The organism is Bacillus sp. FDAARGOS_235 (genome assembly GCF_002073415.2).
Classification (GTDB): Bacteria; Bacillota; Bacilli; order Bacillales; family Bacillaceae_G; genus Bacillus_A; species Bacillus_A toyonensis.
In genome coordinates, this window is sequence record NZ_CP020437.2 from 3457398 (window position 1) to 3480705 (window position 23308).

Genomic DNA, 23308 nt, shown 5'->3' on the forward strand with positions numbered 1-23308 from the left:
TGTGACAAATTTAAACTAAAAAACCTATTAACAATCGTTTTATCCTGCGTTAACGGGCAGTAAAAATCCCACCTCAAAATTCGGTTCGAGCAAAGAAGTTAGGTGGGAGACCAACTGCCCGTAAACGTCCGATTGGTGAAGGCTAATACTCAGTGGGGGATGAACAAAACCCCCACTGAGTATAGTTTCACTTTATACAGTTTCTAATATTTCTATACTGCACTTTCTCATTGTAGACAATAATAATGAATTTGCCCAGTAGCTATTTAACGACAAAAAAAGAAGATACCAAAGAGTATCTTCTTTAAGCTAATGCGATATAAATATCTATTTGCACATTATTCGGGTCTACCGCTTTTTCATCATACAGTTCGAAATCTGTTGTAAAAGCACGTTTGTTTTCTTTCGACCATTGCCAAATGTATTCCCAAGCTTCGTACACGACTTCAGAAACTGGGCCTTTTCTCGATGTAAATACCGCATATGTAGCGGCAGGTATTGTTAAAGTTGTCATATTTTCAGGAACGTCTTTTAATGAAGAAACGGGCATAGCGATTGTAAATTTATATGTACCAGTTTCATCTGATTCGTAGTTTGAATAGAAAGCGAACGTTTCCTTTGTTTGTTGATTTGGGATGTGATGCATCATTTGTTCTTGGAAGTATTTGTTCCAAAGCCCTGGGATTTTTCCTTCAGTAGACGCCTCTTTTTCATTTGTCGTTGTAAGAGAAACACCGATTGCTTGGAAAGCTTCTTTTTTTACGATAATGGGTTCGTTAATCATGAAAATTCCTCCTTTTAAATAAGAACGTTTGTTCTGTTCTGTTGTAACATGTTTTTGGGGAAAAGTAGAGCTTTTTAGAAAGTGTTACTTTTTTGAGGAGATATAAAAGAAACCCTTTCATATGTGAAAAGGGTTCTTCGTAGTTCTATATTAAAACATACTGGAGCTATGCATTGGTTGAAGTTTTGCGTTTGGATCGAAGTAAGCTTTTGCATTGTTTACTGCTGTCGGTGCTTCACCAAATCCACAAGCGATAAGTTTTACTTTTCCTTCATATGTACAAATGTCACCAGCAGCGTAAATGCCAGGAATATTTGTTTCCATTTTTGAATTCACAAGAATGCTATTTTTTTGTATATCTAAGCCCCAGTTTTTAATTGGGCCAAGAGAAGAAACGAAGCCGTAGTTTACAATTACGTCATCAACATCGATGATAAGTTTTTCTTCTGTTTTTACGTGTTGAAGAACGACTTGTTCAATTTTATCATCACCAATAAGTTCAACTGGAACGTACGGTGTGCTTACTTCTGCACGAGAATTCATTAAGCTTTCGACGCTATGCTCATGTGCACGGAATTTATCACGGCGATGAACGATTGTAACTTTGTCAGCAATCGGTTCTAACATCATCGTCCAGTCTACGGCTGAGTCGCCGCCGCCAAATACAACAACACGCTTGCCAGCAAATTTATTCATATCATCAACGAAATAATGTAAGTTTTTCTTTTCGTATTTTGCGGTCCCCTCTAATTCTAAGCGGCGTGGCTGGAAAGCACCATTACCAGCAGTAATAATGACTGATTTAGAATAGTGAGTTTGTTTATTCGTAACAAGTTTAAATATACCGTCAGCTTGTTTCTCAAGCGTATCAACAGCTTCTTCTAAGCAAACTGTTGGATCAAATTTCTTCATTTGCTCTTTTAAGTTATCAACTAACTCTTGTGCACGCACTTTTGGGAATCCAGCTACATCATAAATGTATTTTTCAGGGTAGAGTGCGGATAATTGTCCTCCAAGTTGAGGTAAGCTTTCAATGATTTTTACACTTGCTTGTCTCATACCGCCATAAAATGCTGTGAAAAGTCCAGTTGGACCACCACCAATAATTGTTATGTCGTAAACTTTTTGATTTTCTGCCACTTTCATTCCCCCTATAGATGGAATTTTGATATTGATTTCATATATTGTTCATATGTACATGAAAATCCTGCAAATGATGATACTTTCAAATAAATGATAGCATATTTCAGTTCATAATACTTCTGAAAACGACTGAATTATAAGTAAGTTTCCGCATAGATGTTTTTTACATTGTATAAAATATACAGAAAGGAAAATACATGAAAAAAAGGCTGAAAAACCCTTGTAAACGCTATGTTATTTTAAAATATTGATAATTCGCTAGGTGCTTGAATTATGGAATAAAACCGACTAATATAGGGAAGTATTATGTTAAATTTCTATGACAAAATTCGTACGATTTTTTGACTGCGTTTTGTTACGATATAGAATGTGATAAATTCCACATTCTTGACAAATAGAGTTTTTAGTACTTGGTATTATTTTTCATTACTATTATATAAAGAAAAGGGTTGTGATTTGGTGAAGACTCCAAAAATCGTAGTTTTAGGTGCAGGTTATGGCGGGATGATTACGACTGTTCGTCTGCAAAAAGCATTATCTGTAAATGAAGCTGAAATTACGTTAGTAAACAACAACAGCTATCACTACCAAGCGACTTGGTTACATGAGAGTGCAGCTGGTACATTACAAGATGAAAAAATCTGTCTAGATATTCAAGACGTTATCGATACAAATAAAGTGAACTTTGTACAAGATACAGTAGTAGAAATTAAAGCTGCTGAAAAACGCATTATCTTAAAAGACGGCGAGTTAGAGTATGACTACTTAGTAATTGGTCTTGGTTTCGAATCAGAAACATTCGGAATTACAGGATTAAAAGAGCATGCATTCTCAATCGCTAACATTAATGCAACTCGTGAAATTCGTGAGCATATGGAAGCTAGTTTCGCTAAATATGCAACTGAACAACGCGATGAGTTAGTAACAATCGTTGTTGGTGGTGCTGGATTTACTGGTATCGAGTACGTAGGTGAGCTTGCAAACCGTGTTCCTGAACTTTGCAAAGAGTACAATGTACCACGTGAAAAAGCACGTATCATCTGTGTAGAAGCTGCTCCAACAGCACTTCCAGGTTTCGATCCAGCGTTAGTAGAATACGCTGTAAAACAACTTGAGAAAAAAGGTGTAGAATTCCGCATCGGTACAGCAATTAAAGAAGCAACTGAAGAAGGTATTATCGTTGCGAATGGCGATGACACTGAATTAATTAAGTCTGAAACAGTAGTTTGGGCTGCAGGTGTTCGTGGTAACGGTATTGTGGAAGAGTCTGGCTTTGAAGCAATGCGCGGACGTGTAAAAGTCGATGAGTACATGCACGCTCCAGGATACGAAGATGTATTCATGGTTGGTGATGCAGCGTTAATCATTAACGAAGAAATTAACCGTCCATACCCACCAACAGCACAAATTGCAATACAACAAGGTTACAACATTGCACATAACTTAACTGTGTTAGTTCGTGGTAAGGGCGAAATGAAAAAATTCGCATTCGACAATAAAGGATCTGTATGTTCTTTAGGTCATGACGATGCAATGGGCGTTGTTATGGGTAAAAAGTTAACAGGTTGGAAAGCTTCCTTCATGAAGAAAGTAATTGATAACCGTTACCTATTCTTATTAGGTGGACCTTTATTAGTTCTTAAAAAAGGTAAATTAAAGTTCTTTTAATATATAATAGAAAAAGCAGAAACGGCTAAGAGCTGTTTCTGCTTTTTTCATATTAAAAATATAGTATAATATATAAAAAAGAAAGAATATTCTGTCCGTTCCGGTGGAGGAGGTTATTACATCATGGAGAAACGAGGGAAAGTTTGGTTAGCTGTTAGTGGTTTAGTAGCTACAAAAGATGGCAGGTGGCTATTTGTTAAGAAAAAATACAGTGGATTAAAGGGGAAATGGTCTTTGCCAGCTGGTTTTGTAAATGAAGGTGAGACGGTTGATGAAGCTGTGAAACGTGAAGTATTAGAAGAGACAGGTATTGTCGCTCATGTGAAGGGGATTATAGGTATTCGGTCGGGCGTTATTCGTAATGAAATTAGTGATAATATGATTATTTTCCTTTTGGAGCCTGAAGGGGAAAATATTATTGTACAGGAGAAGGAATTGTCTGAAGTAGCATTTTTACATCCAGAGACGATTGCTGACGATCCCAATACGTCTGTACTTATTAAATATTTGCTAGAAAGAAGATCAGAACTACATCTTGAAATGGACAAAACATTAAATCCAGGAGAGCAATTTGGTTATACAGCCTATCACGTATTTACGGCGCATGCGAAGGAGAGGGAGAAAGAGTGAGTATACCGGTACTACTTATTTCAATGATGTTATTCTTTATTTTGTTTTTTGGAATTGGATTTTTACTCAACATGATTTTGCGAGCTACATGGGTAATGGTTATTGTGTATCCGATTGTTTGTATGCTTATTATTAATAAAGCGAGTGTATGGGATTATTTTTCAAAGCCGAAAGAAACATTTTCTTCATTTGGGACAAGTGTATCGCATTTAGGACAAGCCGATATGTTTATTTTATCTACTGGATTAGTAGGTGCTGCTTTGGCAGGAATCGTAATTAAGAAACTTCGAAAGAGTGGATATCAAATGTTTTAATCTCCAATCAATTTGGAGATTATTTTTTTGCATATTCCTTCATCGTATAGGGAATGATTAACGATGAAGGAGTGTGGAATATAAAAATGTTAAAACGATATTGTATTCGCATTATGATGACTTGTTTACTTGTATCCGCATTATGCGTAACATGGAAGGCTTTCACAGGAGTTTCTTTATTAGAGATTGTAAAGAAATATGAGGGAACGAGTGCAAAAGAAGTACATGCAGCAGAAGTTAAGAGAAATGTTGCTCCGAGTAAAGAAGTGATAAATGCTTTAGAGCAGGCAAACGACTGGTCTAAATATCGTTCAATTGAAATGACTGCAACTGGTTATACGTCAGGAGTGGAGTCAACTGGTAAGAGTCCAGGACATCCAGAGTATGGTATTACATATTCAGGTGTTAAAGCGAAAAGGGATTTATATTCTACAATCGCTGCGGATTTACGTGTATTCCCGATTGGAACGATTTTATTCGTGCCAGATTACGGATATGGGGTTGTCGCTGATAAGGGCGGTGCTATAAAAGGAAACCGTCTCGATTTATATTATGATACGGTGAAAGATGTTTATAGCCAATGGGGTAAGAAAAAAGTAAATGTATATGTAGTTAAGGTAGGAAATGGTAAGTTTACAGAAGAAGAGTTAACGATGTTAAATGAAGACGAAACGATGCAAGTGTTTCGTGGCCAATATTTAAAACAAAGATAGTCTAGTGGTAATTACGCTAGACTTTTTTATTTGATAATAGAAGAAAGATGGATCACCCCGCTATTTGTGGGCAGTAAAACCCCCACCTCAAAATTCAGCGAAAGCAAAGAAATTAGGCGGGGGGCGGGCTGCCCATAAAAGCCCGATTGGTGAAGGCTAATGATCAGTGGGGGATGAAGAAAAACACCACTGATTAAAGGTTCACTTTATATAGGATGTAACAGAAGTTAGAATTGTCGCATTTTATCGAAAATAAAGTTATAATAAAGGCAGAGTAGAGAAATTTAGGGGGTCTGAACATGTTTCAAGTACAAAAAGAATTAGCAGGTCATGAAGCGGTAATTGTTGCCTTATTTGAAGAAGAGAAAACGAGTAGTTTTGTACAAGAACTGGACAAAGCGTTTGAAGGGCAATTACAAGTTTTATTAGAAGAGAAAGAACTTTCTACTAAGAAGAAAGCTATTTCAAAAGTACATAGTTTAGGAAAAACAAATGTAAAACGCTATTACTTCGTCGGTTTAGGAAAGAAAGAATCTTATACGACAGAAACGTTACGTGCGGCTCTTGGTAAGGCGTTTAAAACGTTACAGGCAGCAAAAGTACAAGATGCAGCAATCTTACTTGATTCTTTCGTAACAGAGAAATTAGATGTGATTGATGTAGCTCATATAGCGGCAGAAGTACAAGGTCTTGGTACATATGAATTACAAACGTATAAATCAGATAAAAAGGATCGTGTAGAGTTAGAGAAGTTCACGGCTATTACAGCGGAAGATGCACAGGAAATTGAAGCTGCATTAACAGTTGGCTACGTGCATGGACGCGCAACAAATTCGGCTCGTACACTTGTAAATATGCCGCCAAACGTATTAACAGCGACGAAGCTTGCTGAGTATGCTGTTGAGTTAGCGGAAAAGTATGATATGGATTATAAAGTTCTTGAGAAAGAAGAGATGGAAGATCTTGGTATGGGTGCGTTACTTGCAGTAAACCAAGGTAGTACAGAGCCGCCAAAAATGATTGCTCTTATTTATAAAGGAAAAGAAGAGTGGACAGATGTCATTGGATTTGTTGGAAAAGGAATCACATACGATACAGGTGGTTATTCTTTAAAACCACGTGAAGGCATGGTCGGTATGAAAGGTGATATGGGAGGTGCTGCTGCTGTATTAGGTGCGATGGAAATTATCGGTGAACTTCGCCCAGAGCAAAATGTGATCGCTGTTATTCCATCAACTGATAACGTTGTAAGTGGTACAGCATTTAAGCCAGACGATGTAATTACATCTATGAGCGGAAAAACAATTGAAGTATTAAATACAGATGCAGAAGGTCGCCTTGCGTTAGCGGACGGTATTACGTATGCGAAAAAACTAGGTGCAAACTACCTTATTGATGTTGCGACATTAACAGGCGGTGTAATTGTTGCACTTGGAAATCATACGACAGGCGCAATGACAAACAATGAAGAGTTGTTTGAGCAAGTACTAGAAGCTTCTATGGAAACGGATGAATCAATTTGGCAATTACCGATTTTTGATCGTGATAAAGAACGCGTTCGAAACAGTAAGTTTGCTGATTTAAATAACTCACCAGGCCGTGAAGGGCATGCGGTTATGGCAGGTACATTCCTAGGTGAATTTGCTGAAGATACACCGTGGGTACACTTAGATATCGCTGGAACATCTGAAACATCAGGAGCAAATGATTTAGGGCCGGCCGGGGCAACAGGTGCAATGGTACGTACACTTGCAACACTTGTTGAGCGTTTCGGGGAAGAATAATTTTTGAAGAAAAGACTGTCTCAAACATTTGAGGCAGTCTTTTCTTATTGATATGGTACGAGTGTGATCAGTTTTTGTCGGTAAGTCGATACAACTTCATTTACTATTATGCTGTTTAAAAACGTGTGGCATAGTGAAAGGCTCGTCTTATAAAGAAATCGTATATAACGTCCCGCTTAAAGCAAAGGAAGTACGTCCTGTTTCTTCAGAGACAACTAAAATAAGTGCGTCACTTTTTTCTGATAAGCCAATTGCAGCTCTGTGACGTGTTCCTAGTTCAGGATCAACTTCCATACTTTTCGTTAACGGAAGAATATTAGCTGCTGAAACAATATGATTATTTTTAACGAGAACGGCTCCGTCATGAAGAGGATTACCTGGATAAAAAATTGATTCGAGTAACGGTGCAGTTAAATGAGCGTTTAATGTTGTGCCAGTTTGAATACAAGATTCAAGCGTCTCGTTTCGTTCCACAACGATAAGAGCACCGTGTTTGCGGGCACTTAAATGTTGGACAGCAGTTGTGATAAAATGTGAGCTTTCTGTATAAGGTGATAAATACGCCTGAATATAGTATGTAGCTGCCAATGTTTGTACATTTGCCAACATATGATGAATCTCTTCCATTTTACATAAAATACATTCATCTTCTTTATCAATCGCTTGCCTCATAATAGATAATTCTTTTTCAGCGCTTTCAATCATTTGCTTTGTTTGTATTTTGAGCTCTTCGGACAAGCCCCATTCTTGCATAATCCTCATTCCCTTTGGTGGAGTATTTAACCATAGTGTATACAAATATTCCTAGTAAAATCCTGCTATATTTTATAAAATATTGAGATACAGGTTGTTTTTTTCATATAATAAAGGTATGACAAGCGGGAGGAGATAGAGATATGAATTGGAAACAAGAATTTAGTCGCTGGCTTTCATATGCAGAATTAGACGTAGAATTAAAAGAACAGCTAGAAAACATGAAGCAAGATGAGAAGAAAATTGAGGATAGCTTTTATAAAAATTTAGAGTTCGGTACAGGTGGTATGCGTGGTGAACTTGGTGCTGGTACGAACCGATTAAATGTATATACAGTTCGTAAAGCGACACAAGGATTAGCGAAATTTATTGAAAAATTAGGTGAAGAAGCAAAGGAACGTGGTGTTGTTGTAGCATATGATTCTCGTCATAAATCACCTGAATTTGCAATGGAAGTAGCTGCAACACTTGGTGCACATGGTATTAAAACATATGTATTTGAAAGCTTACGCCCAACGCCGGTGCTTTCTTTCGCAGTTCGTCATTTACATACAGTAAGTGGAATCGTTCTTACGGCAAGCCATAATCCGCCTGAATATAATGGTTATAAAGTATATGGTGACGATGGTGGACAGTTGCCTCCAAAAGAAGCTGATGAGTTAATTAGTTACGTAAATGCAGTAGAAGATGAATTAACAGTTGAAGTAGCTGATGTAGAGCAATTAAAAGCTGACGGTTTATTACATATTATTGGACAAGAAGTAGATGATGCATATGCTGCAGAATTGAACGATGTCATTATTAATAAAGAAATGGTACAAAAGGTAGGGAAAGACTTAAAAATCGTCTTTACACCATTACACGGAACATCAAATCTTTCTGTACGCCGTGGTTTAGAGGAAGTTGGATTTACAGATGTAACGGTTGTAAAAGAGCAAGAGTTACCAGATCCAAACTTCTCTACAGTAAAATCACCGAACCCAGAAGAGCATGCAGCGTTTGAATATGCAATTCGTGACGGTGAAAAAATTGGTGCAGATGTGCTAATCGCAACAGACCCTGATGCAGACCGTCTAGGTGTAGCAGTTCGTAATCATGATGGTGAGTTCCAAGTATTAACTGGTAACCAAACAGGTGCATTAATGCTTGATTACTTACTATCTCAAAAGAAAGAAAACGGAACGCTTCCAGAGAACGGTGTTGTATTAAAAACAATCGTAACGTCTGAAATTGGTCGTACAATTGCAAAAGCATACGGTTTAGATACAGTTGATACGTTAACTGGATTTAAATTTATTGGTGAGAAAATTAAACAGTATGAAGAAAGCGGACAATATGAATTCCAATTCGGTTATGAGGAAAGCTATGGTTATTTAATCCGTCCATTCTGCCGTGATAAAGATGCGGTACAGTCTGTTTTATTTGCATGTGAAGTAGCTGCATACTACAAATCACAAGGTAAAACGTTATATGATGGTTTATTAGAAGTATTTGAGAAGTACGGTTTCTTCCGTGAAGATCTTGTGTCATTAACGTTAAAAGGGAAAGATGGAGCGGAACAAATTCAAGAGATGATGGCGACATTCCGTGAAAATCCTCCGAAAGAAGTAGCGGGCTTAACAGTCGTAGCGGTTGAAGACTATAAAGCAAGCATCGTTACATCTTTACAAGATGGACATAAAGAAGAGATTCACTTACCGAAATCAAATGTGTTAAAATATCAATTAGAAGATGGTTCTTGGTTCTGCTTACGTCCATCTGGAACAGAGCCGAAAATCAAGTTTTACTTTGGTGTAAAAGATAATTCTTTACAAAATAGTGAACAAAAGTTACTTACTATTAAAGAAGATATTATGAATCGTTTATAATATAAATTAATTTTAGGTAGTCAGAACAAAAGGGAAGCAAAACTTCCCTTTTGTTCTATGTAAGGAAATAATCGTTATTGATCCTGACAGAAGAGAGGGTATTTTGTTATGAAAAAAGTAAGAAAAGCGATAATCCCAGCAGCTGGATTAGGAACACGTTTTTTACCAGCTACAAAAGCAATGCCAAAAGAAATGTTACCGATAGTAGATAAACCAACTATTCAATATATTGTCGAAGAAGCAATACAATCAGGAATCGAAGATATTATTATCGTTACTGGTAAAACAAAGCGATCTATTGAAGATCATTTTGATAATGCATTTGAATTAGAGCAAAATTTATTAGAAAAGAAAAAGTATGAGTTACTTGAAAAAGTACAGGCTTCTTCAAAAATGGTAGACATTCATTATATCCGTCAAAAAGAACCAAGAGGATTAGGACACGCAGTTTGGTGTGCACGTAAATTCATCGGTGATGAGCCATTTGCTGTTTTATTAGGTGATGATATCGTTCAAGCTGAAAAACCATGTTTACGTCAGTTAATGGACGAATATGATAAAACACTTTCTTCTGTTATTGGTGTACAAACGGTTCCAGAAGATGAAACACATCGCTATGGAATTATCGACCCATTAGAGCAGGAAGGACGTCGTTACCAAGTTCGTAATTTCGTTGAGAAACCAGCAGCAGGTACAGCACCATCAAACTTAGCAATTATGGGACGTTACGTCTTAACGCCTGAAATTTTCATGTTCTTAGAACAGCAAAATGTCGGTGCTGGCGGTGAAATTCAGTTAACAGATGCAATTCAAAACTTAAATGAAATTCAACGAGTATTTGCTTACGACTTCGAAGGAAAACGCTACGATGTTGGTGAAAAGTTAGGATTCGTTCAAACGACAATTGAAATGGCCCTGCAACACCCAGAATTACGTGGTGACATGGTTACAATGATGAAGAGAATTTTAGAAGAACAAACGAAACAAGAGTCTTAATATAAAAAAAGAGTTATTTCAGTGTACTGAAATAACTCTTTTTTATTAAGAAATCGTCGAATGAGAACGTTGATAAGCAGAACGGCGTACAGCATAGTATATGCGAGGTGCGATAATAGCACCGATAATTGTAAATGCAATATCTTTTACTGCAAACCACATCATAATCATCCAGGCAGCTTTATAACTCATATTACCGCCCATGAAGAGATTGACCGCCCCGTACATGTAAGTAGTACCGATAATATAAGTTAAAATGATTCCTGTGAAAGAAGCGATAGCAAATGTACTGAATGTTGGTCTTTCTTTTTGTTCTACTATTTTTCCTGATACGTAAGCAACGATAATAAATGCGATAATAAAACCACCAGTAGGATCTAAAAGTGCTCCGAATCCAGCTTTGAAGTTAGCGAAGATTGGTGCGCCGGCTACGCCAACTAGCATATACACAGTCATTGATAATGCACCAAGTCTACTTCCAAGAAGAAGGCCTGCTAAAATTGCGAAAAATGGTTGCATAGATAACGGAACGCCCGCTATTTGCAGGAATGGCGCCCAAGATACAATATTTGCACCAATGGCCATAAGAGCAACAAACATGGCAGCTAATGCTAAATCTAAAACATGAAATCTTCTCATAATGTTAACCTCCTGTTGTTTTTAGGTTAACATTATCGTAGCGAAAATATTTACTTGTTGTCAATCAAATTATTTTGATAAGAAGGCTTCAAATAGTCTCTTAGCAACGTATACGGAATACGAAATTGTGGAATGCCGCTTGAATAAGGAGCGATCTCATATAAAGGGAAATAAATAACGAGATTGTTTGGTTCTAAAAAGAAGTGAAACTTTTTAGCACTCATTACTTTTTCCGTTGCATCAGGAAAATAAATACTTTCATTTTGTTTAATTTGCCTTACAATTTCTGCACGGATTACTTCTTTATATTTATCTTCTTGTTGAAATAAATCGTCTAAGCGTAGTAATTTTTTTTCATTTAAATCAAATGTGTTTGCTTTCCACGTATAAAGGCCGTGTGCCCCGCCCGTATATTGATAGTAATTCACATATAGGCTGAGAAAAGGTGGTTTATTTAAGGAGATTTTATAATCAACATTCGCCACGTACGGATGGAAGGGTGTACTAGACCCTTCTGTTTCTTTATAATATTTTTTTGCTTCTTTTTCTAATTTGTTTTTAAATTTGTCAGTAGATTTTTTGTAATAGAAATTGAGCTTATTTTGAAATTTAGAATCGGAAAAATTGTGAAAAGAAGGCCTACTAATTTGATATTCTATATAAGGTTTCTTACCTTTTTGCGTTATAGTCTGAACATCGATTGTCAGGTTAGATGCTTTGGCTGCCATTGCACAATTTGGTACAATAGTCAGCAAGGAGAACATGAGCAATAGTATACAAAGTTTCTGTTTCATTGTGGTGAAACCTCCTTATATAAGTGTTATAGGTAGTTTGAAAATAAATAGGTAAAATTATACATTTAATTAAAGAGAGAAGGCGAAAACGATATGGCAAAAACTTTAATGGACTCACTTGGAATTGAGTTGTTAGAAATGACAGAAGATAAAGTAGTTGCTACGATGCCTGTTGACGAGCGTACGCATCAGCCGTTTGGATTTTTACATGGTGGTGCTTCTATAGCGTTAGCGGAAACAGTAGCAAGTGTTGGATCATATAATTTAATTGATCAAGAGAAATGTATTTGTTTCGGTCTAGAAATTAATGCAAATCATATTCGCTCAAAGAAAGATGGAATCGTAACAGCAATCGGGACACCGATACATAGAGGACATTCAACGATGGTTTGGGATATTCGTATCATTGATGAAAATGATGATTTAATATGTATTTCAAGATGTACAGTAGCAATTAAAGAAAAACGTGAAAAATAAAAAAGAGGCAGCTCTCATGAGCAGCCTCTTTTTTTATAATTAGAACTGGATTTTCTTTTCTAAGAAACCTTTTAGTTCGCTAATTGGCATACGAACTTGTTCCATTGTGTCACGGTCACGTACTGTAACAGCTTTGTCTTCAACAGAGTCGAAGTCGTATGTGATACAGAATGGTGTACCGATTTCGTCTTGACGACGGTAACGTTTACCGATAGAACCAGTTTCATCAAAGTCTACCATGAAGTCTTTAGCTAGTTCTGCGAATACTTCAGTAGCACCTTCAGATAGCTTTTTAGATAATGGTAAGATTGCTGCTTTGTATGGTGCTAAAGCAGGGTGGAAACGAAGAACTGTACGAGAATCGTTTTCTAATTGCTCTTCTTCATATGCATCACATAAGAACGCTAATGTTACACGGTCTGCGCCTAAAGATGGCTCGATGCAGTATGGTACGTAACGCTCGTTCGTTTGTGGATCGATATAGTTAAAGTCTTCGTTAGAGTGTTCCATGTGACGTTTTAAATCGAAGTCTGTACGAGATGCAACGCCCCATAGTTCGCCCCAACCGAATGGGAATTTGAATTCAATGTCAGTTGTTGCGTTACTGTAGTGAGATAGCTCTTCCTCACCGTGGTCACGAAGACGCATGCTCTCTTCATGCATACCAAGTGAAAGTAACCAGTTTTTACAAGTTTCACGCCAGAATGCGAACCACTCTAAATCTTCACCAGGCTTACAGAAGAATTCAAGTTCCATTTGTTCGAATTCACGTGTACGGAATGTGAAGTTACCAGGCGTAATTTCGTTACGGAAACTCTTACCAATTTGGCCAATACCAAATGGAAGTTTTTTACGCATAGAGCGTTGTACGTTTTTGAAGTTTACGAAAATACCTTGTGCTGTTTCAGGACGAAGGAAGATTTCGTTTGTGCTAGACTCTGTAACACCTTGGAATGTTTTGAACATTAAGTTGAACTGACGAATTTCAGTGAACTCTTCACTACCACAATCAGGACATTTTACTTCATGTTCTTTCATTAAGTCAGCCATTTGGTCGAAAGTAAGACCGTCAACAACCATTTCAATGCCTTTTGCATCTAATGCATCTTCAATTAATTTGTCAGCACGGTGACGCGCTTTACATTTTTTACAGTCGATCATTGGATCGTTGAAGTTACCAACGTGACCAGAAGCGATCCAAGTTTTTGGGTTCATTAAAATAGCTGCATCTAAACCAACGTTGTGTGGAGATTCTTGAATGAATTTTTTCCACCAAGCTTTTTTAACGTTATTTTTTAATTCGATTCCAAGTGGACCGTAATCCCAAGTGTTTGCAAGACCACCGTAAATTTCAGAACCAGGGAAAACAAAACCGCGATGTTTCGCTAAGTTTACAACTTGTTCCATTGAATACATAATAAAATCCTCCTTTTGAAAGTTAACGTATTGGCGATGACGTGCTCTGGTACTTGTGAAATGAGCAGTATATGCTTTGAAAAACATAAAAAAACGCTCATCCCAAGGCATATTTGCCTAGGGACGAGCGTTTGCCCGCGGTTCCACCCTAGTTGATACACAAAAGGTGCATCCACTTTATCATGTAATGCTCGAGACTGCCGTTTCCTTGCGTCTTCAGGCTTTCACTATCCCTGAATCGCTTTTTGTGCAAGTACTTATAAGTCCGTCATCGCTACTTATATTAATAATAATGAACATATTCTAACACGTTCTTTTTTAAATCTCAATAGAGGAACGCGTCTATCTATGATAGAGTCTCGCCTATTTTTTCGTTATTTATTCCGTAATTTTGTTTAATATGCTTAATTGCTTCACGTTTACTGAGCGGGGCAAGCTCGTTATTTTGCACGTATTCCCAAACGATATCAGGCTTTGTTTTTGCATACTCGCGAAGAACCCAGCCGATCGCTTTTTGAATGAAAAATTCTTTTGAAGAATGTAGTTGTCCAATAATCCAGAAAAGAAGTTCTTCATCCATCTTTTGTTTATATTTTAGTTGGAATAAAATAGCGGCACGTTGTAACCATATGTTATCTGATGCAATCCATTTTGGAATATATGCAGAAATTAATTCGGGATGTTGTAAAAAGATAGTACCTAAAAATGTAGGAACGATGCTATCAACAGAATCCCACCAAGATTTCGTAACAATAAGTTCTTCTAAAAATGGGATATGAGTTTCGTTTATATGCTTTTTATATTTTTGCATAATATCAAGTGCGGCAGCTTGATATTCACGTTCTGGTAAGTTCCAAAGTTCACGTACGATAATTTGGAAGTCTTTTTTATCTGGGAGAGTATGTATTTGAATGACGTCTTTTAATAATTGGCGTCTTTCCGGTGTTTGAATACCTAGAAATGGGAAGTGATTTTTCATATAACGAGCCATTGGTTCTGCTTTTTCAGGATTTTGATGAGCTGTAAAATGCTCTTGTAATGCTTGTACAAATGGATGCATAAGTGTTTCTCCTCTCTTATTACCTTTCTTCTCTCATTATACAAAGAGTTTGGTTAAATTTTAAAACATAACTTGCAATGTAATGAAATATGTTGAAAAGAGAGGGGAGAGGATAAGATGGAAGATCAGAGCGTACTAGCAGGTTTCTTTGCTCTTAGTTTTGCGTTTATTCTTGTTATAATAATTTGGGCAATTATTTCGTATTTGTTAACGGCTTTTGCACTTTATACAATGGCAAAAAATGATGGTGCAACTGATGGGGTTCTTGCGTTTATTCCATTTTTGAATAGTAAGACGTGGGGTGACTTGGCGAAGGATAAATTACCAGATTTCTTGAAAGAAGAGGCAGGGTGGAAAGTATTCGGTATATATGTCGCATGTTTCATCTTTAACTTCGTACCAATTATAAGTTTACTAGCAACAGCCGTATCGATTGTGCTGTCCATTTATCTCATCTACGCTATTTTAGACAGATACGGAACGAACTCTATACTATTTACGATTATTCATGTAATCACATTTTCGGTTTTCTTGCCGATTCATTTATTCATTATCCGAAATGAGCCGGTAAGATATAACGAGTAGATATATGCGGGGAGCTGTTTCGAAGCTATTTTGGAACAGCTCTTTGTTGGTTAATTGATATTTCGTTGACCAAGAAAAAAGGGCTGCCACATAGGACAGCCCTTTTTCTACTACATAAGATAGCGTAAATAAATGTAAATATGAGAAATGATTAATGAAACAATCATAATTGGGAAGCCGACTTTAAGGAATTCCATGTAGCTAAATTTATGTCCTTCACGACTTGCGATTCCGGCTACGATTACGTTAGCAGAAGCCCCGATTAAAGTTCCGTTTCCACCTAGGCAAGCACCTAATGCTAATGCCCACCATAATACGTCGATTTGTGCGTCAGAAGGTGATAAACCTAGTCCAACTGCCATATCGTTAATAAGTGGAATCATTGTTGCAACGAATGGAATGTTATCGATTGTTGCAGAGGCGATACCAGATACCCATAGAATAAGGATAGATGCATGAGAAATATCTCCGCCTGTTATTCCGACTACCTTTTGAGCTAACATTTTGATAAGACCGATATCGATAAGTCCTCCAACGAGTACGAATAGTCCCGCGAAGAAGAAAATCGTCACCCATTCTACGCTTGCGAATACTTCTTCAATTTCATGTTCTTTCACACCGATTAGCATAAGTACAGTAGCACCAGTCAAGGCGATAATAGCTGCATCAACATGGAAAATGGAATGAGTCATGAAACCTACAATTGTAAGTCCAAGTACTGTTAAAGATTTTTTCATTAATACTGGATCTTTAATGTATTGTTTTTCATCTAAGCTCATTAATTTTTTAACTTGTACAGGATCAGCAATTAATTGTTTACGGTACATGAAGTAAAGTATTGTTGCTGTAACTGCAATAATAATAATTACGATTGGTGCTAGATTCAGTAAGAAAGCATTGAAGTCTAGGTGCTTATTTGCAGAACCAATCATAATATTTGGCGGATCACCAATTAATGTTGCTGTTCCCCCAATGTTTGAAAAAATAATTTCAGAAAGTAAATAAGGAACAGGATTTACTTGCAAGATGCGCGTAATAGATAAAGTAACTGGAACAACAAGAAGTACAGTTGTAACGTTATCTAAAAATGCGGAGCCAAGCGCGGTAAGTAGGGAAAGGGAAATTAAAATTTTAATTGGATTTCCTTGTGCCCCTTTTGCTGCTTTAATGGCAACGTATTGGAAAACACCTGATTTACTCGTAATGTTCACCAAAATCATCATACCGATGAGTAGCGTAATCGTTCCCCATTCAATATGTTTCGTAAAGGCGTTATGTAAATCGACGACCCCCACAATTACCATGAGTGCTGCACCAAGAAGTGCGATGACAGCGCGATTAATTTTTTCAGAAATAATAATGGCATATGTAATTAAAAAGACTGCGATAGCAAAATAATACTGCCAGTTAGCGAGTTCTTGCGTTGTTTCGTGCAAAAATCTCATCTCCTTTCATTCATTTTTCTTAGTGTGTCAAATATTAACTAGATGAAACACACATAACGTCATTATAAAGTAGAAAAACTGCGGATGTAAATGAAAGGAGGGATTTTGTCATATTTTCTGCATAGGTCATTTTTTCTCATTTTTAAAAATATTTGTGGGCATTTGACATATATATAAGATACATCCAATCTGAATATTTAAAATGGAATTAGCATTCGAGCTTGTTCGTGTAGGAGTGTCAAATAGAAAGGAATGACAAAGATGATAAGGAAGGGATCGTATGGATGAACAACGATTTTTATTTTTAGATTTTGAGTTTACGATGCCCCAGCATCGAAAGAAACCAAAAGGGTTTTTCCCGGAAATTATTGAGGTAGGACTCGTCTCGGTTGTAGGTTGTAAGGTAGAAGATACGTATTCATCACATGTCAGGCCGAAAACATTTCCTTCTTTAACGGATCGATGCAAGAAATTTTTAGGAATTAAACAAGAAATCGTGGATAAAGGAATTTCATTTCCTGAACTCATTGATAAACTTGCAGAATACGAAAAAAGATGTAAACCGACCATTGTAACGTGGGGAAATATGGATATGAAAGTGCTGAAGCATAATTGTGAAATGTCGGGAGTAGCTTTTCCGTTTTTCGGACAGTGTCGTGATTTATCGCTTGAGTATAAGAAGTTTTTTGGAGAAAGAAATCAAACAGGATTATGGAAAGCGATTGAGGCGTATGGAAAAGTAGGAACGGGTAAGCATCATTGTGCGCTAGATGATGCGATGACGACGTACAATATTTTTAAATTAGTAGAAAAAGATAAAGAGTATTTAGTGAAACCAGCACCTCCAACATTAGGGGAACTCGTGGACTTTTCAAAAGTGTTAAAGAAAGTGAGTACACAGTAACGACCAAATTGCACAGTATGTAATTTGGTCGTTTTGTTTTTTTAAAGTTTGTAGTCTTTTTTTAACTGCTCTAATGTTTCTAGACTACGAACCGCAAAAGGTGAATCATCTTCAGAAAATGAATTCATTTGAGTTTCTAATGCTAATTTGAGTGAATCTGTATAATCTAGAATCTCTCCTTCATATTTCTTCACCATTTGTTGTGGAATGTTCGTCTGTTCACGGAAAGCTAAAGCACGTCTTTCATGGAAAAATGGTACGTCAGCTTGTTTTACGTTATGTAAGTCACCTTGCACCGGATGTTTTAAAACAGCTAATACTTTTACGACGTAACTGCCCGGGCGGCTATTTGTAACTTCGCCGATGTATTTTCCCGTTTTATAAATACCAGTAACGATTTCACCAATTTCAAATGTTTCTCTCATATTTTTCACCTCAAGTTTATAGTAAGGAAAGTAGGAGAAGGAGTCAAAGAAATCATTCGCTTTCGGAACGCCCCCTTGAGAATATGAATTGGTTCAACTATAATTTAAAATAATATAACAGAAAATTCTGATGGTTTTTGAATCCTACAATAAGGAGTGTTTCATATGATGCCTTTATATTTTCCGGAAGATAAAACAGAATATATTATTCCAGGGATTGTTTGCGTTCTATTTATCATTGGTGCCGTTGCTACGTGGCGTATGTTCATTCGTGTATCCAAACGAGAAGCAGAGCGATTACAGAAAGTAGAAGAAAAGCTTTTAGCTGAAAAGAAACGGTAATTCATTTTTGTATGTTTCCCTCTATGCTCGGACAATCTAAGGGCAGAATGTATTTTGGAGGGAATAGAATGAAAAAACGGCTTTTTTTCAGTTGTTGTTTATTATTTCTGATGGCAGGTTGTGACCAAGGAAAGCCGAAAGAAATTGAAGTGAAATTACATAATGCTTCAGGAGATGAAGTAGGGACTGCGAAAGTAGTTCAGCAAACAAGTGGAGTGAAAATTACGATTAAAGGGGAAGGTTTCGCGCCTGGTCCGCACGGCATACATGTACATGAAATTGGAGAGTGTAAAGCGCCTCGTTTTGAATCGTCTGGTAATCATTTTAATCCAGATAATAAAAAGCATGGCTTACTCAATCCGAAGGGTGCGGAAAATGGTGATTTACCGAATGTAATTGCAGATGGTTCTGGAAAGATTAAAGCGGATATCGATGCACCGCACATAACGCTTGAAGAAGGGAAAACGACGATTCATAGAAAAGATGGAGCGTCTATTATTATTACTGAAAACCCTGATGATGGCATGACACAACCAACGGGTAAATCTGGTGATCGAATTGCTTGCGGTGTGATTGTAAAAAAAGCGTCGGATATGAAGAAAAAGTAAAAGCTACCGTGGATGGTAGCTTTCTTTGTGAAACGTAATTGGAAATATATCAGCGATTATTGGAATATATTGACCGCAACTCAAAATATATCGGCGATTATTGAAATATATCGACCGTAACTCAAAATATATCAGCGATTTTTAAAATATATTGATTTACCGACAAAAATTGAGAAAGAAGCCTGCCCAAAATTGATTCGTGGGCAGGCTCCTTTCTTATTATGAAAACGTATGGCGCAGTCTGTTTAAAATTTCTTCTAAAACAGATCGTGGGCAGCCAATGTTAATTCGAATATGTTCTTCGCCGCCTAATCCGTACTTTTCACCAGGTTCGACGATAAGTTTTCCTTTTTCCTCAAGTAACGTGGTGCGCTCGTTTTGAGAAAGTTTTAGGTGAGAACAATCAATCCATAATAAAAAGCTACCTTCTGGCTTCGTTACGGAAAGAGTAGGTATGTGAGTTTTGATATATTCACAAGCGAATTGAGCGTTATCTTCTATATATAAACGGATTTCACTTAGCCAATCATTACATTCTGTATAGGCGCTTTGCATCGCGGTATAAGCAAATGTATTTAGCCCATGGAACCCTTGTCTATATTGAATAGACGTAAAGGTATTACGTAGTTTTTCATTTGGAATAATAATGATAGATGCTTGTAATCCAGCTATATTAAATGTTTTACTTGGAGCCATACAAGTAATGGTACGTGCTGCTAATTCTTCAGATAAAGAAGCGAATGGTGTATGAGTACGATCTCCGTAAATAATATCGGCATGAATTTCATCTGAGACAACAATTACATTATATTTTGTACATAACGCTCCGAGCTTCATTAGCTCGTCTTTCGTCCAAACGCGTCCAATAGGATTGTGAGGACTACAAAGAAGCATTAGTTTAATCCCTTGTTGAAATTGTTTTTCTAAATGATCGAAGTCTATCATATATGTGCCATCTTGTTTATATAATGGGCTCACGCATAATTGTCTGTTGTTTGTTGTAACCATTTCGAAAAATGGAGGATAAATAGGTGGTTGTACAAGAACGGATTCGTTTTCCTTTGTGAAAGCTTGTACGCTCGTACTAAGAGCTGGAACGATCCCCGCACTAAATACGATCCATTCTTTTTGAATATCCCAGTTGTACTGTTTTTTTGTCCAGTTACAAATAATGTCTCCAATATGTTCAGGTGGAAGTGTATAGCCAAAAATAGGGTGTTCGATACGTTTTTGTAATGCAGTTTGAATTGGTTTTGGTACTTCAAAATCCATATCGGCAATCCAGGCATGAATGAGTTCTTCGTTTTTATAAGTATCCCATTTTGTACTATGTGTTCCGCGCCGATTTACCGTTTTATGAAATAGCTGCATATGTTTGCCCCTTTCTTCTGTGAAACTGCTAAGTTATGAAAGTTCTCTCTCTTCTTATAGAATAGCTGATGTGATAGGATAAAGAAAAGTATTAAAAAGTGAAAAGGCGGGAAGTAGATGGGTACATATGAAAAGATGATAGAGGTTGTGAAGAATTGGGATCCGTTTCGAATGGGACCGGAGTTTTATGAAACAGAAGCGAGCGATGTAGTGAACGTCGTAACTGTGTTTGACGATTCGAAATATATTGCAAAGAAGATTCAACATATATACTTTATGTCTTTTGAGGAAGTACCTGCGCTTGAAAAATGTGAGAAATTAGCTGAAGAGTTACTTGTATTAAAAGAAGGCGGAAGTTGCTCATTATAGGCTGTCGGAATTTCCGACAGCCTTTTTAATATTATCCCGCTATTTGCAGGGCAGTAAGACCCCCACCTAAAAAGACGGTTGAGGCAAAGAAGTGAGGTGGGAGATCCACTGCTCGTAAAAGCCCGATTGGTGCGGGCTAATAATCAGCGGGGTGAAACATTCCGCTGATTAAAGTTTCACTTTATTGCGCGGAAAAAGCGATAATTTCTTCATAAACATGTTCAGGCTTTTCCTCAGGTAGTAAATGCCCTGTATTTTCGTAAGAGATAAATGTTGAATTAGGTAAATCTTTATGGAGACGGTGTCCTACATGTACAGGGACGACGCGATCTTTTTCACCCCAAATGAGTAGTATAGGCGTTTCAATTTTTTGTAATTCAGTTGAAGATAAGTCACCTTCACGGTCTCGTATCATGCGAGTTAGGGCGGGGAATATACGGTTGTCATAAAAAGGAGCGGAGTAACCTTCCTTCATTTCATCATCAATTAATGAGTGATCATGAACGACATTCATTAAGTTATGAACAATTCCGCGCCGTATAATCCAGTTCTTTACGTATAAATGAAAGAACGGTAAATAAGAAGAATACAGTAAAGGTAAGGTTGCGCGTGCTAAATAGCTAGAGCTACATAGTAAAATCGTCTTTGAGATTAGTTCAGGACGTATACGGTTTACATAGAGAGAAATTTGCCCGCCCATAGAATGCCCAATTAACACAATATTTGAAAGAGATAAATGTTCAATTAAATCGATAATAATGGTTGCTAAATTGTGATAAGAATACTTAAAGAGATGAGACTTATCACTTTTTCCGAATGGTGGCAAATCAAGAGCCAGTACTGTTCCTGCTTTCGATAGTAAAGGAATGAGACGGCGGTAACTGAATGAGGAAGATAAAAAGCCGTGAACGAGTACGAAAGTAGGACGTTTTGTTTTATTTTTATGTTCATACAATTCGTAATGAATAGTAGTGTCGCGAGTGGAAAAAGTGAAATAAGGACAAGTATATTCATGATTCATTTTTTGTCACTCCATTGATTTTTGTTCATATCATCTCCAAGGTAGAAAAAAATATGTTAACAAAAAAAGGCAAGATGACGATGTCATCTTGCCTTTCGCTTATTCATCATTACCCGCGGACAATATTAGGCGGTGTTTTTCCTTGTAACCCTGCAACTAAATTTTCAGCGGCTGTCATGGCCATTTGCTGCCGAGTTTTTAATGTCGCAGATCCGATGTGCGGTAAAGTCACAACATTTTGTAATGATAAGAGCGGATTATCTTTTTGAATCGGCTCTTGTGTAAAAGTATCAATGCCTGCTGCAAAGATTTTCTTTTCTGTTAAGGCATGGATTAAAGCTTCTTCATCTACTGTTTTCCCGCGAGAAGCATTAATAAAGATTGCTGTTTCTTTCATTAATGAAAATTCCTTTTCTCCGATAAGATGATACGTTTCATCTGTTAATGGAGTAAGAAGAACAATAAAGTCAGACTGTTTTAGTAGCGTCTGTAAATCACAATATGTAGCATCGAATTTTTGCTCTGCTTCTTCTTTACGGCGACGGTTATAATAAAGAACATCCATATCAAATCCGAATTTTGCTCGTTTTGCAACGGCCTCACCAATTCGTCCCATTCCGATAATACCGATTGTACTATGGTGCACATCTAGTCCGAAATGTTCTTTTCCGATTTCAGCGTTCCACTCACCATTTTTCACATAGGAATCGAGTTCGCAAACACGACGACCAGCAGATAACATAAGAGCGAAAACGAGGTCAGCTACTGTATCATCCAATACGTATGGTGTATTCGTTCCGATGACATTTCGCTTTTCCATCGCTAGTAAATCAAAATTATCATAGCCAACAGAAATGTTACTCACTACTTTTAATTTCGGTGCTACATTTAACAATTCTTCATTTATGGCAGATCCGAAATTTAATAACCCATCTTTATCTTGTATTTTCTCTAATAGAACATCACGAGGTACTTTCTCATTTTGATTCCATGTTTCATAATCACAGTGTTCTGATAAATAGTTTTCTACAAATGTTGGAACTGGTTCAGCGATATATACTTTTGGTTTCACGGTTCCATCCCCTCTCACTTTTATCCCTTGTTAACGGACAATAAGCCTCCCGCCCCTAAAAATGCCTGAAGCAAAGAAGATAGGGGGAGACTAACTGCCCGTAAAAGCCCGATTGGTGTGGGCTAAT

25 protein-coding genes are annotated in these 23308 nt (G+C 37.1%); 13 read left to right on the forward strand and 12 right to left on the reverse strand.

Annotated features, from left to right (window positions below; translation table 11 throughout):
- Positions 1 to 304: 304 nt before the first annotated feature.
- Both A6J74_RS19765 and A6J74_RS19770 read right to left on the reverse strand, forming a co-directional pair.
- Positions 305 to 784 carry a GyrI-like domain-containing protein gene (locus A6J74_RS19765; protein ID WP_000606663.1) on the reverse strand — a complete coding sequence of 160 codons (480 nt, stop codon included), beginning with the start codon at positions 782 to 784 and terminating at the stop codon, positions 305 to 307.
- Between the two features lie 150 nt (positions 785 to 934).
- Positions 935 to 1924 (reverse strand): NAD(P)/FAD-dependent oxidoreductase, encoded by a 990-nt coding sequence (locus A6J74_RS19770; RefSeq protein WP_000829781.1) that lies wholly within the window; start codon positions 1922 to 1924, stop codon positions 935 to 937.
- A 462-nt stretch (positions 1925 to 2386) separates the two neighbouring features.
- Here A6J74_RS19770 and A6J74_RS19775 point away from each other — a divergent pair, with 462 nt between their 5' ends.
- The 5 genes from A6J74_RS19775 to pepA all read left to right on the forward strand — a co-directional run bounded on the left by A6J74_RS19775 (position 2387) and on the right by pepA (position 7036).
- Entirely contained in the window at positions 2387 to 3595 is a 1209-nt protein-coding gene (locus A6J74_RS19775; protein ID WP_000856608.1) for an NAD(P)/FAD-dependent oxidoreductase, read from the forward strand.
- Positions 3596 to 3718: 123 nt separating this feature from the next.
- The gene (locus tag A6J74_RS19780; RefSeq protein ID WP_000415305.1) at positions 3719 to 4225 is read left to right on the forward strand and encodes an NUDIX hydrolase; all 507 of its coding nucleotides are present in this window, start codon (positions 3719 to 3721) and stop codon (positions 4223 to 4225) included.
- Positions 4222 to 4539, forward strand: a complete 318-nt coding sequence (locus A6J74_RS19785; protein WP_000027018.1) for a YuiB family protein — start codon at positions 4222 to 4224, stop codon at positions 4537 to 4539. The genes A6J74_RS19780 and A6J74_RS19785 overlap by 4 nt, the downstream gene beginning before the upstream one ends.
- A gap of 86 nt (positions 4540 to 4625) precedes the next feature.
- On the forward strand, positions 4626 to 5252 hold the full coding sequence (locus A6J74_RS19790; RefSeq protein ID WP_000920107.1) for a 3D domain-containing protein: 627 nt from the start codon (positions 4626 to 4628) through the stop codon (positions 5250 to 5252).
- Between the two features lie 299 nt (positions 5253 to 5551).
- The gene (pepA, locus tag A6J74_RS19795) at positions 5552 to 7036 is read left to right on the forward strand and encodes a cytosol aminopeptidase (protein ID WP_000487963.1); all 1485 of its coding nucleotides are present in this window, start codon (positions 5552 to 5554) and stop codon (positions 7034 to 7036) included.
- A 147-nt stretch (positions 7037 to 7183) separates the two neighbouring features.
- Here the strand turns inward: pepA and cdaS are convergent, their stop codons facing one another.
- Positions 7184 to 7789, reverse strand: a complete 606-nt coding sequence (gene cdaS, locus A6J74_RS19800; RefSeq protein ID WP_001158744.1) for a sporulation-specific diadenylate cyclase CdaS — start codon at positions 7787 to 7789, stop codon at positions 7184 to 7186.
- Positions 7790 to 7932: 143 nt separating this feature from the next.
- Between cdaS and A6J74_RS19805 the strand changes: the two genes are divergently transcribed.
- Positions 7933 to 9657, forward strand: a complete 1725-nt coding sequence (locus A6J74_RS19805) for a phospho-sugar mutase (protein WP_001104199.1) — start codon at positions 7933 to 7935, stop codon at positions 9655 to 9657.
- Between the two features lie 108 nt (positions 9658 to 9765).
- Positions 9766 to 10653: a UTP--glucose-1-phosphate uridylyltransferase GalU gene (gene galU / locus A6J74_RS19810; RefSeq protein WP_000757817.1), complete on the forward strand. Its 888-nt coding sequence runs from the start codon at positions 9766 to 9768 to the stop codon at positions 10651 to 10653.
- Positions 10654 to 10698: 45 nt separating this feature from the next.
- Here the strand turns inward: galU and A6J74_RS19815 are convergent, their stop codons facing one another.
- Both A6J74_RS19815 and A6J74_RS19820 read right to left on the reverse strand, forming a co-directional pair.
- Positions 10699 to 11292: a biotin transporter BioY gene (locus A6J74_RS19815; RefSeq protein WP_001252145.1), complete on the reverse strand. Its 594-nt coding sequence runs from the start codon at positions 11290 to 11292 to the stop codon at positions 10699 to 10701.
- Positions 11293 to 11342: 50 nt separating this feature from the next.
- Positions 11343 to 12086: a DUF3298 and DUF4163 domain-containing protein gene (locus A6J74_RS19820; protein WP_000810657.1), complete on the reverse strand. Its 744-nt coding sequence runs from the start codon at positions 12084 to 12086 to the stop codon at positions 11343 to 11345.
- A gap of 93 nt (positions 12087 to 12179) precedes the next feature.
- Here A6J74_RS19820 and A6J74_RS19825 point away from each other — a divergent pair, with 93 nt between their 5' ends.
- Positions 12180 to 12563 carry a hotdog fold thioesterase gene (locus A6J74_RS19825; RefSeq protein ID WP_001140604.1) on the forward strand — a complete coding sequence of 128 codons (384 nt, stop codon included), beginning with the start codon at positions 12180 to 12182 and terminating at the stop codon, positions 12561 to 12563.
- Between the two features lie 39 nt (positions 12564 to 12602).
- Here the strand turns inward: A6J74_RS19825 and A6J74_RS19830 are convergent, their stop codons facing one another.
- Together A6J74_RS19830 and A6J74_RS19840 are read right to left on the reverse strand one after the other, a co-directional pair.
- The gene (locus A6J74_RS19830) at positions 12603 to 13979 is read right to left on the reverse strand and encodes a glycine--tRNA ligase (RefSeq protein WP_000287143.1); all 1377 of its coding nucleotides are present in this window, start codon (positions 13977 to 13979) and stop codon (positions 12603 to 12605) included.
- Between the two features lie 346 nt (positions 13980 to 14325).
- A complete protein-coding gene (locus A6J74_RS19840; RefSeq protein ID WP_000553335.1) occupies positions 14326 to 15039 on the reverse strand; it encodes a DNA alkylation repair protein in 714 nt (237 codons plus the stop codon).
- Positions 15040 to 15156: 117 nt separating this feature from the next.
- Here A6J74_RS19840 and A6J74_RS19845 point away from each other — a divergent pair, with 117 nt between their 5' ends.
- Entirely contained in the window at positions 15157 to 15624 is a 468-nt protein-coding gene (locus A6J74_RS19845; RefSeq protein ID WP_000390112.1) for a hypothetical protein, read from the forward strand.
- 110 nt (positions 15625 to 15734) lie between these two features.
- Here the strand turns inward: A6J74_RS19845 and A6J74_RS19850 are convergent, their stop codons facing one another.
- Positions 15735 to 17060, reverse strand: coding sequence for an ArsB/NhaD family transporter (locus tag A6J74_RS19850; protein ID WP_000545233.1), 1326 nt, complete (start codon positions 17058 to 17060; stop codon positions 15735 to 15737).
- Between the two features lie 289 nt (positions 17061 to 17349).
- Between A6J74_RS19850 and kapD the strand changes: the two genes are divergently transcribed.
- The gene (gene kapD, locus A6J74_RS19855; RefSeq protein ID WP_000344367.1) at positions 17350 to 17973 is read left to right on the forward strand and encodes a 3'-5' exonuclease KapD; all 624 of its coding nucleotides are present in this window, start codon (positions 17350 to 17352) and stop codon (positions 17971 to 17973) included.
- 41 nt (positions 17974 to 18014) lie between these two features.
- On the opposite strand, the gene kapB is transcribed toward kapD, so the two are convergent.
- Complete coding sequence (gene kapB / locus A6J74_RS19860) at positions 18015 to 18398, reverse strand: kinase-associated lipoprotein KapB (protein WP_001209349.1); 384 nt, start codon at positions 18396 to 18398, stop codon at positions 18015 to 18017.
- 165 nt (positions 18399 to 18563) lie between these two features.
- Here kapB and A6J74_RS30060 point away from each other — a divergent pair, with 165 nt between their 5' ends.
- Complete coding sequence (locus A6J74_RS30060; protein WP_000982764.1) at positions 18564 to 18740, forward strand: hypothetical protein; 177 nt, start codon at positions 18564 to 18566, stop codon at positions 18738 to 18740.
- 68 nt (positions 18741 to 18808) lie between these two features.
- Positions 18809 to 19348, forward strand: coding sequence for a superoxide dismutase [Cu-Zn] (gene sodC / locus A6J74_RS19865; protein WP_000746516.1), 540 nt, complete (start codon positions 18809 to 18811; stop codon positions 19346 to 19348).
- Between the two features lie 219 nt (positions 19349 to 19567).
- On the opposite strand, the gene A6J74_RS19870 is transcribed toward sodC, so the two are convergent.
- Positions 19568 to 20719 (reverse strand): MalY/PatB family protein, encoded by a 1152-nt coding sequence (locus A6J74_RS19870; RefSeq protein WP_001175860.1) that lies wholly within the window; start codon positions 20717 to 20719, stop codon positions 19568 to 19570.
- A 117-nt stretch (positions 20720 to 20836) separates the two neighbouring features.
- Here A6J74_RS19870 and A6J74_RS19875 point away from each other — a divergent pair, with 117 nt between their 5' ends.
- Positions 20837 to 21088, forward strand: a complete 252-nt coding sequence (locus A6J74_RS19875) for a YugE family protein (RefSeq protein ID WP_000537646.1) — start codon at positions 20837 to 20839, stop codon at positions 21086 to 21088.
- 181 nt (positions 21089 to 21269) lie between these two features.
- Here A6J74_RS19875 and A6J74_RS19880 read toward each other — a convergent pair whose 3' ends face one another.
- Positions 21270 to 22109 carry an alpha/beta fold hydrolase gene (locus A6J74_RS19880; protein WP_001015197.1) on the reverse strand — a complete coding sequence of 280 codons (840 nt, stop codon included), beginning with the start codon at positions 22107 to 22109 and terminating at the stop codon, positions 21270 to 21272.
- Between the two features lie 109 nt (positions 22110 to 22218).
- Positions 22219 to 23205: a 2-hydroxyacid dehydrogenase gene (locus A6J74_RS19885; protein ID WP_073990606.1), complete on the reverse strand. Its 987-nt coding sequence runs from the start codon at positions 23203 to 23205 to the stop codon at positions 22219 to 22221.
- Between the last annotated feature and the right edge of the window lie 103 nt (positions 23206 to 23308).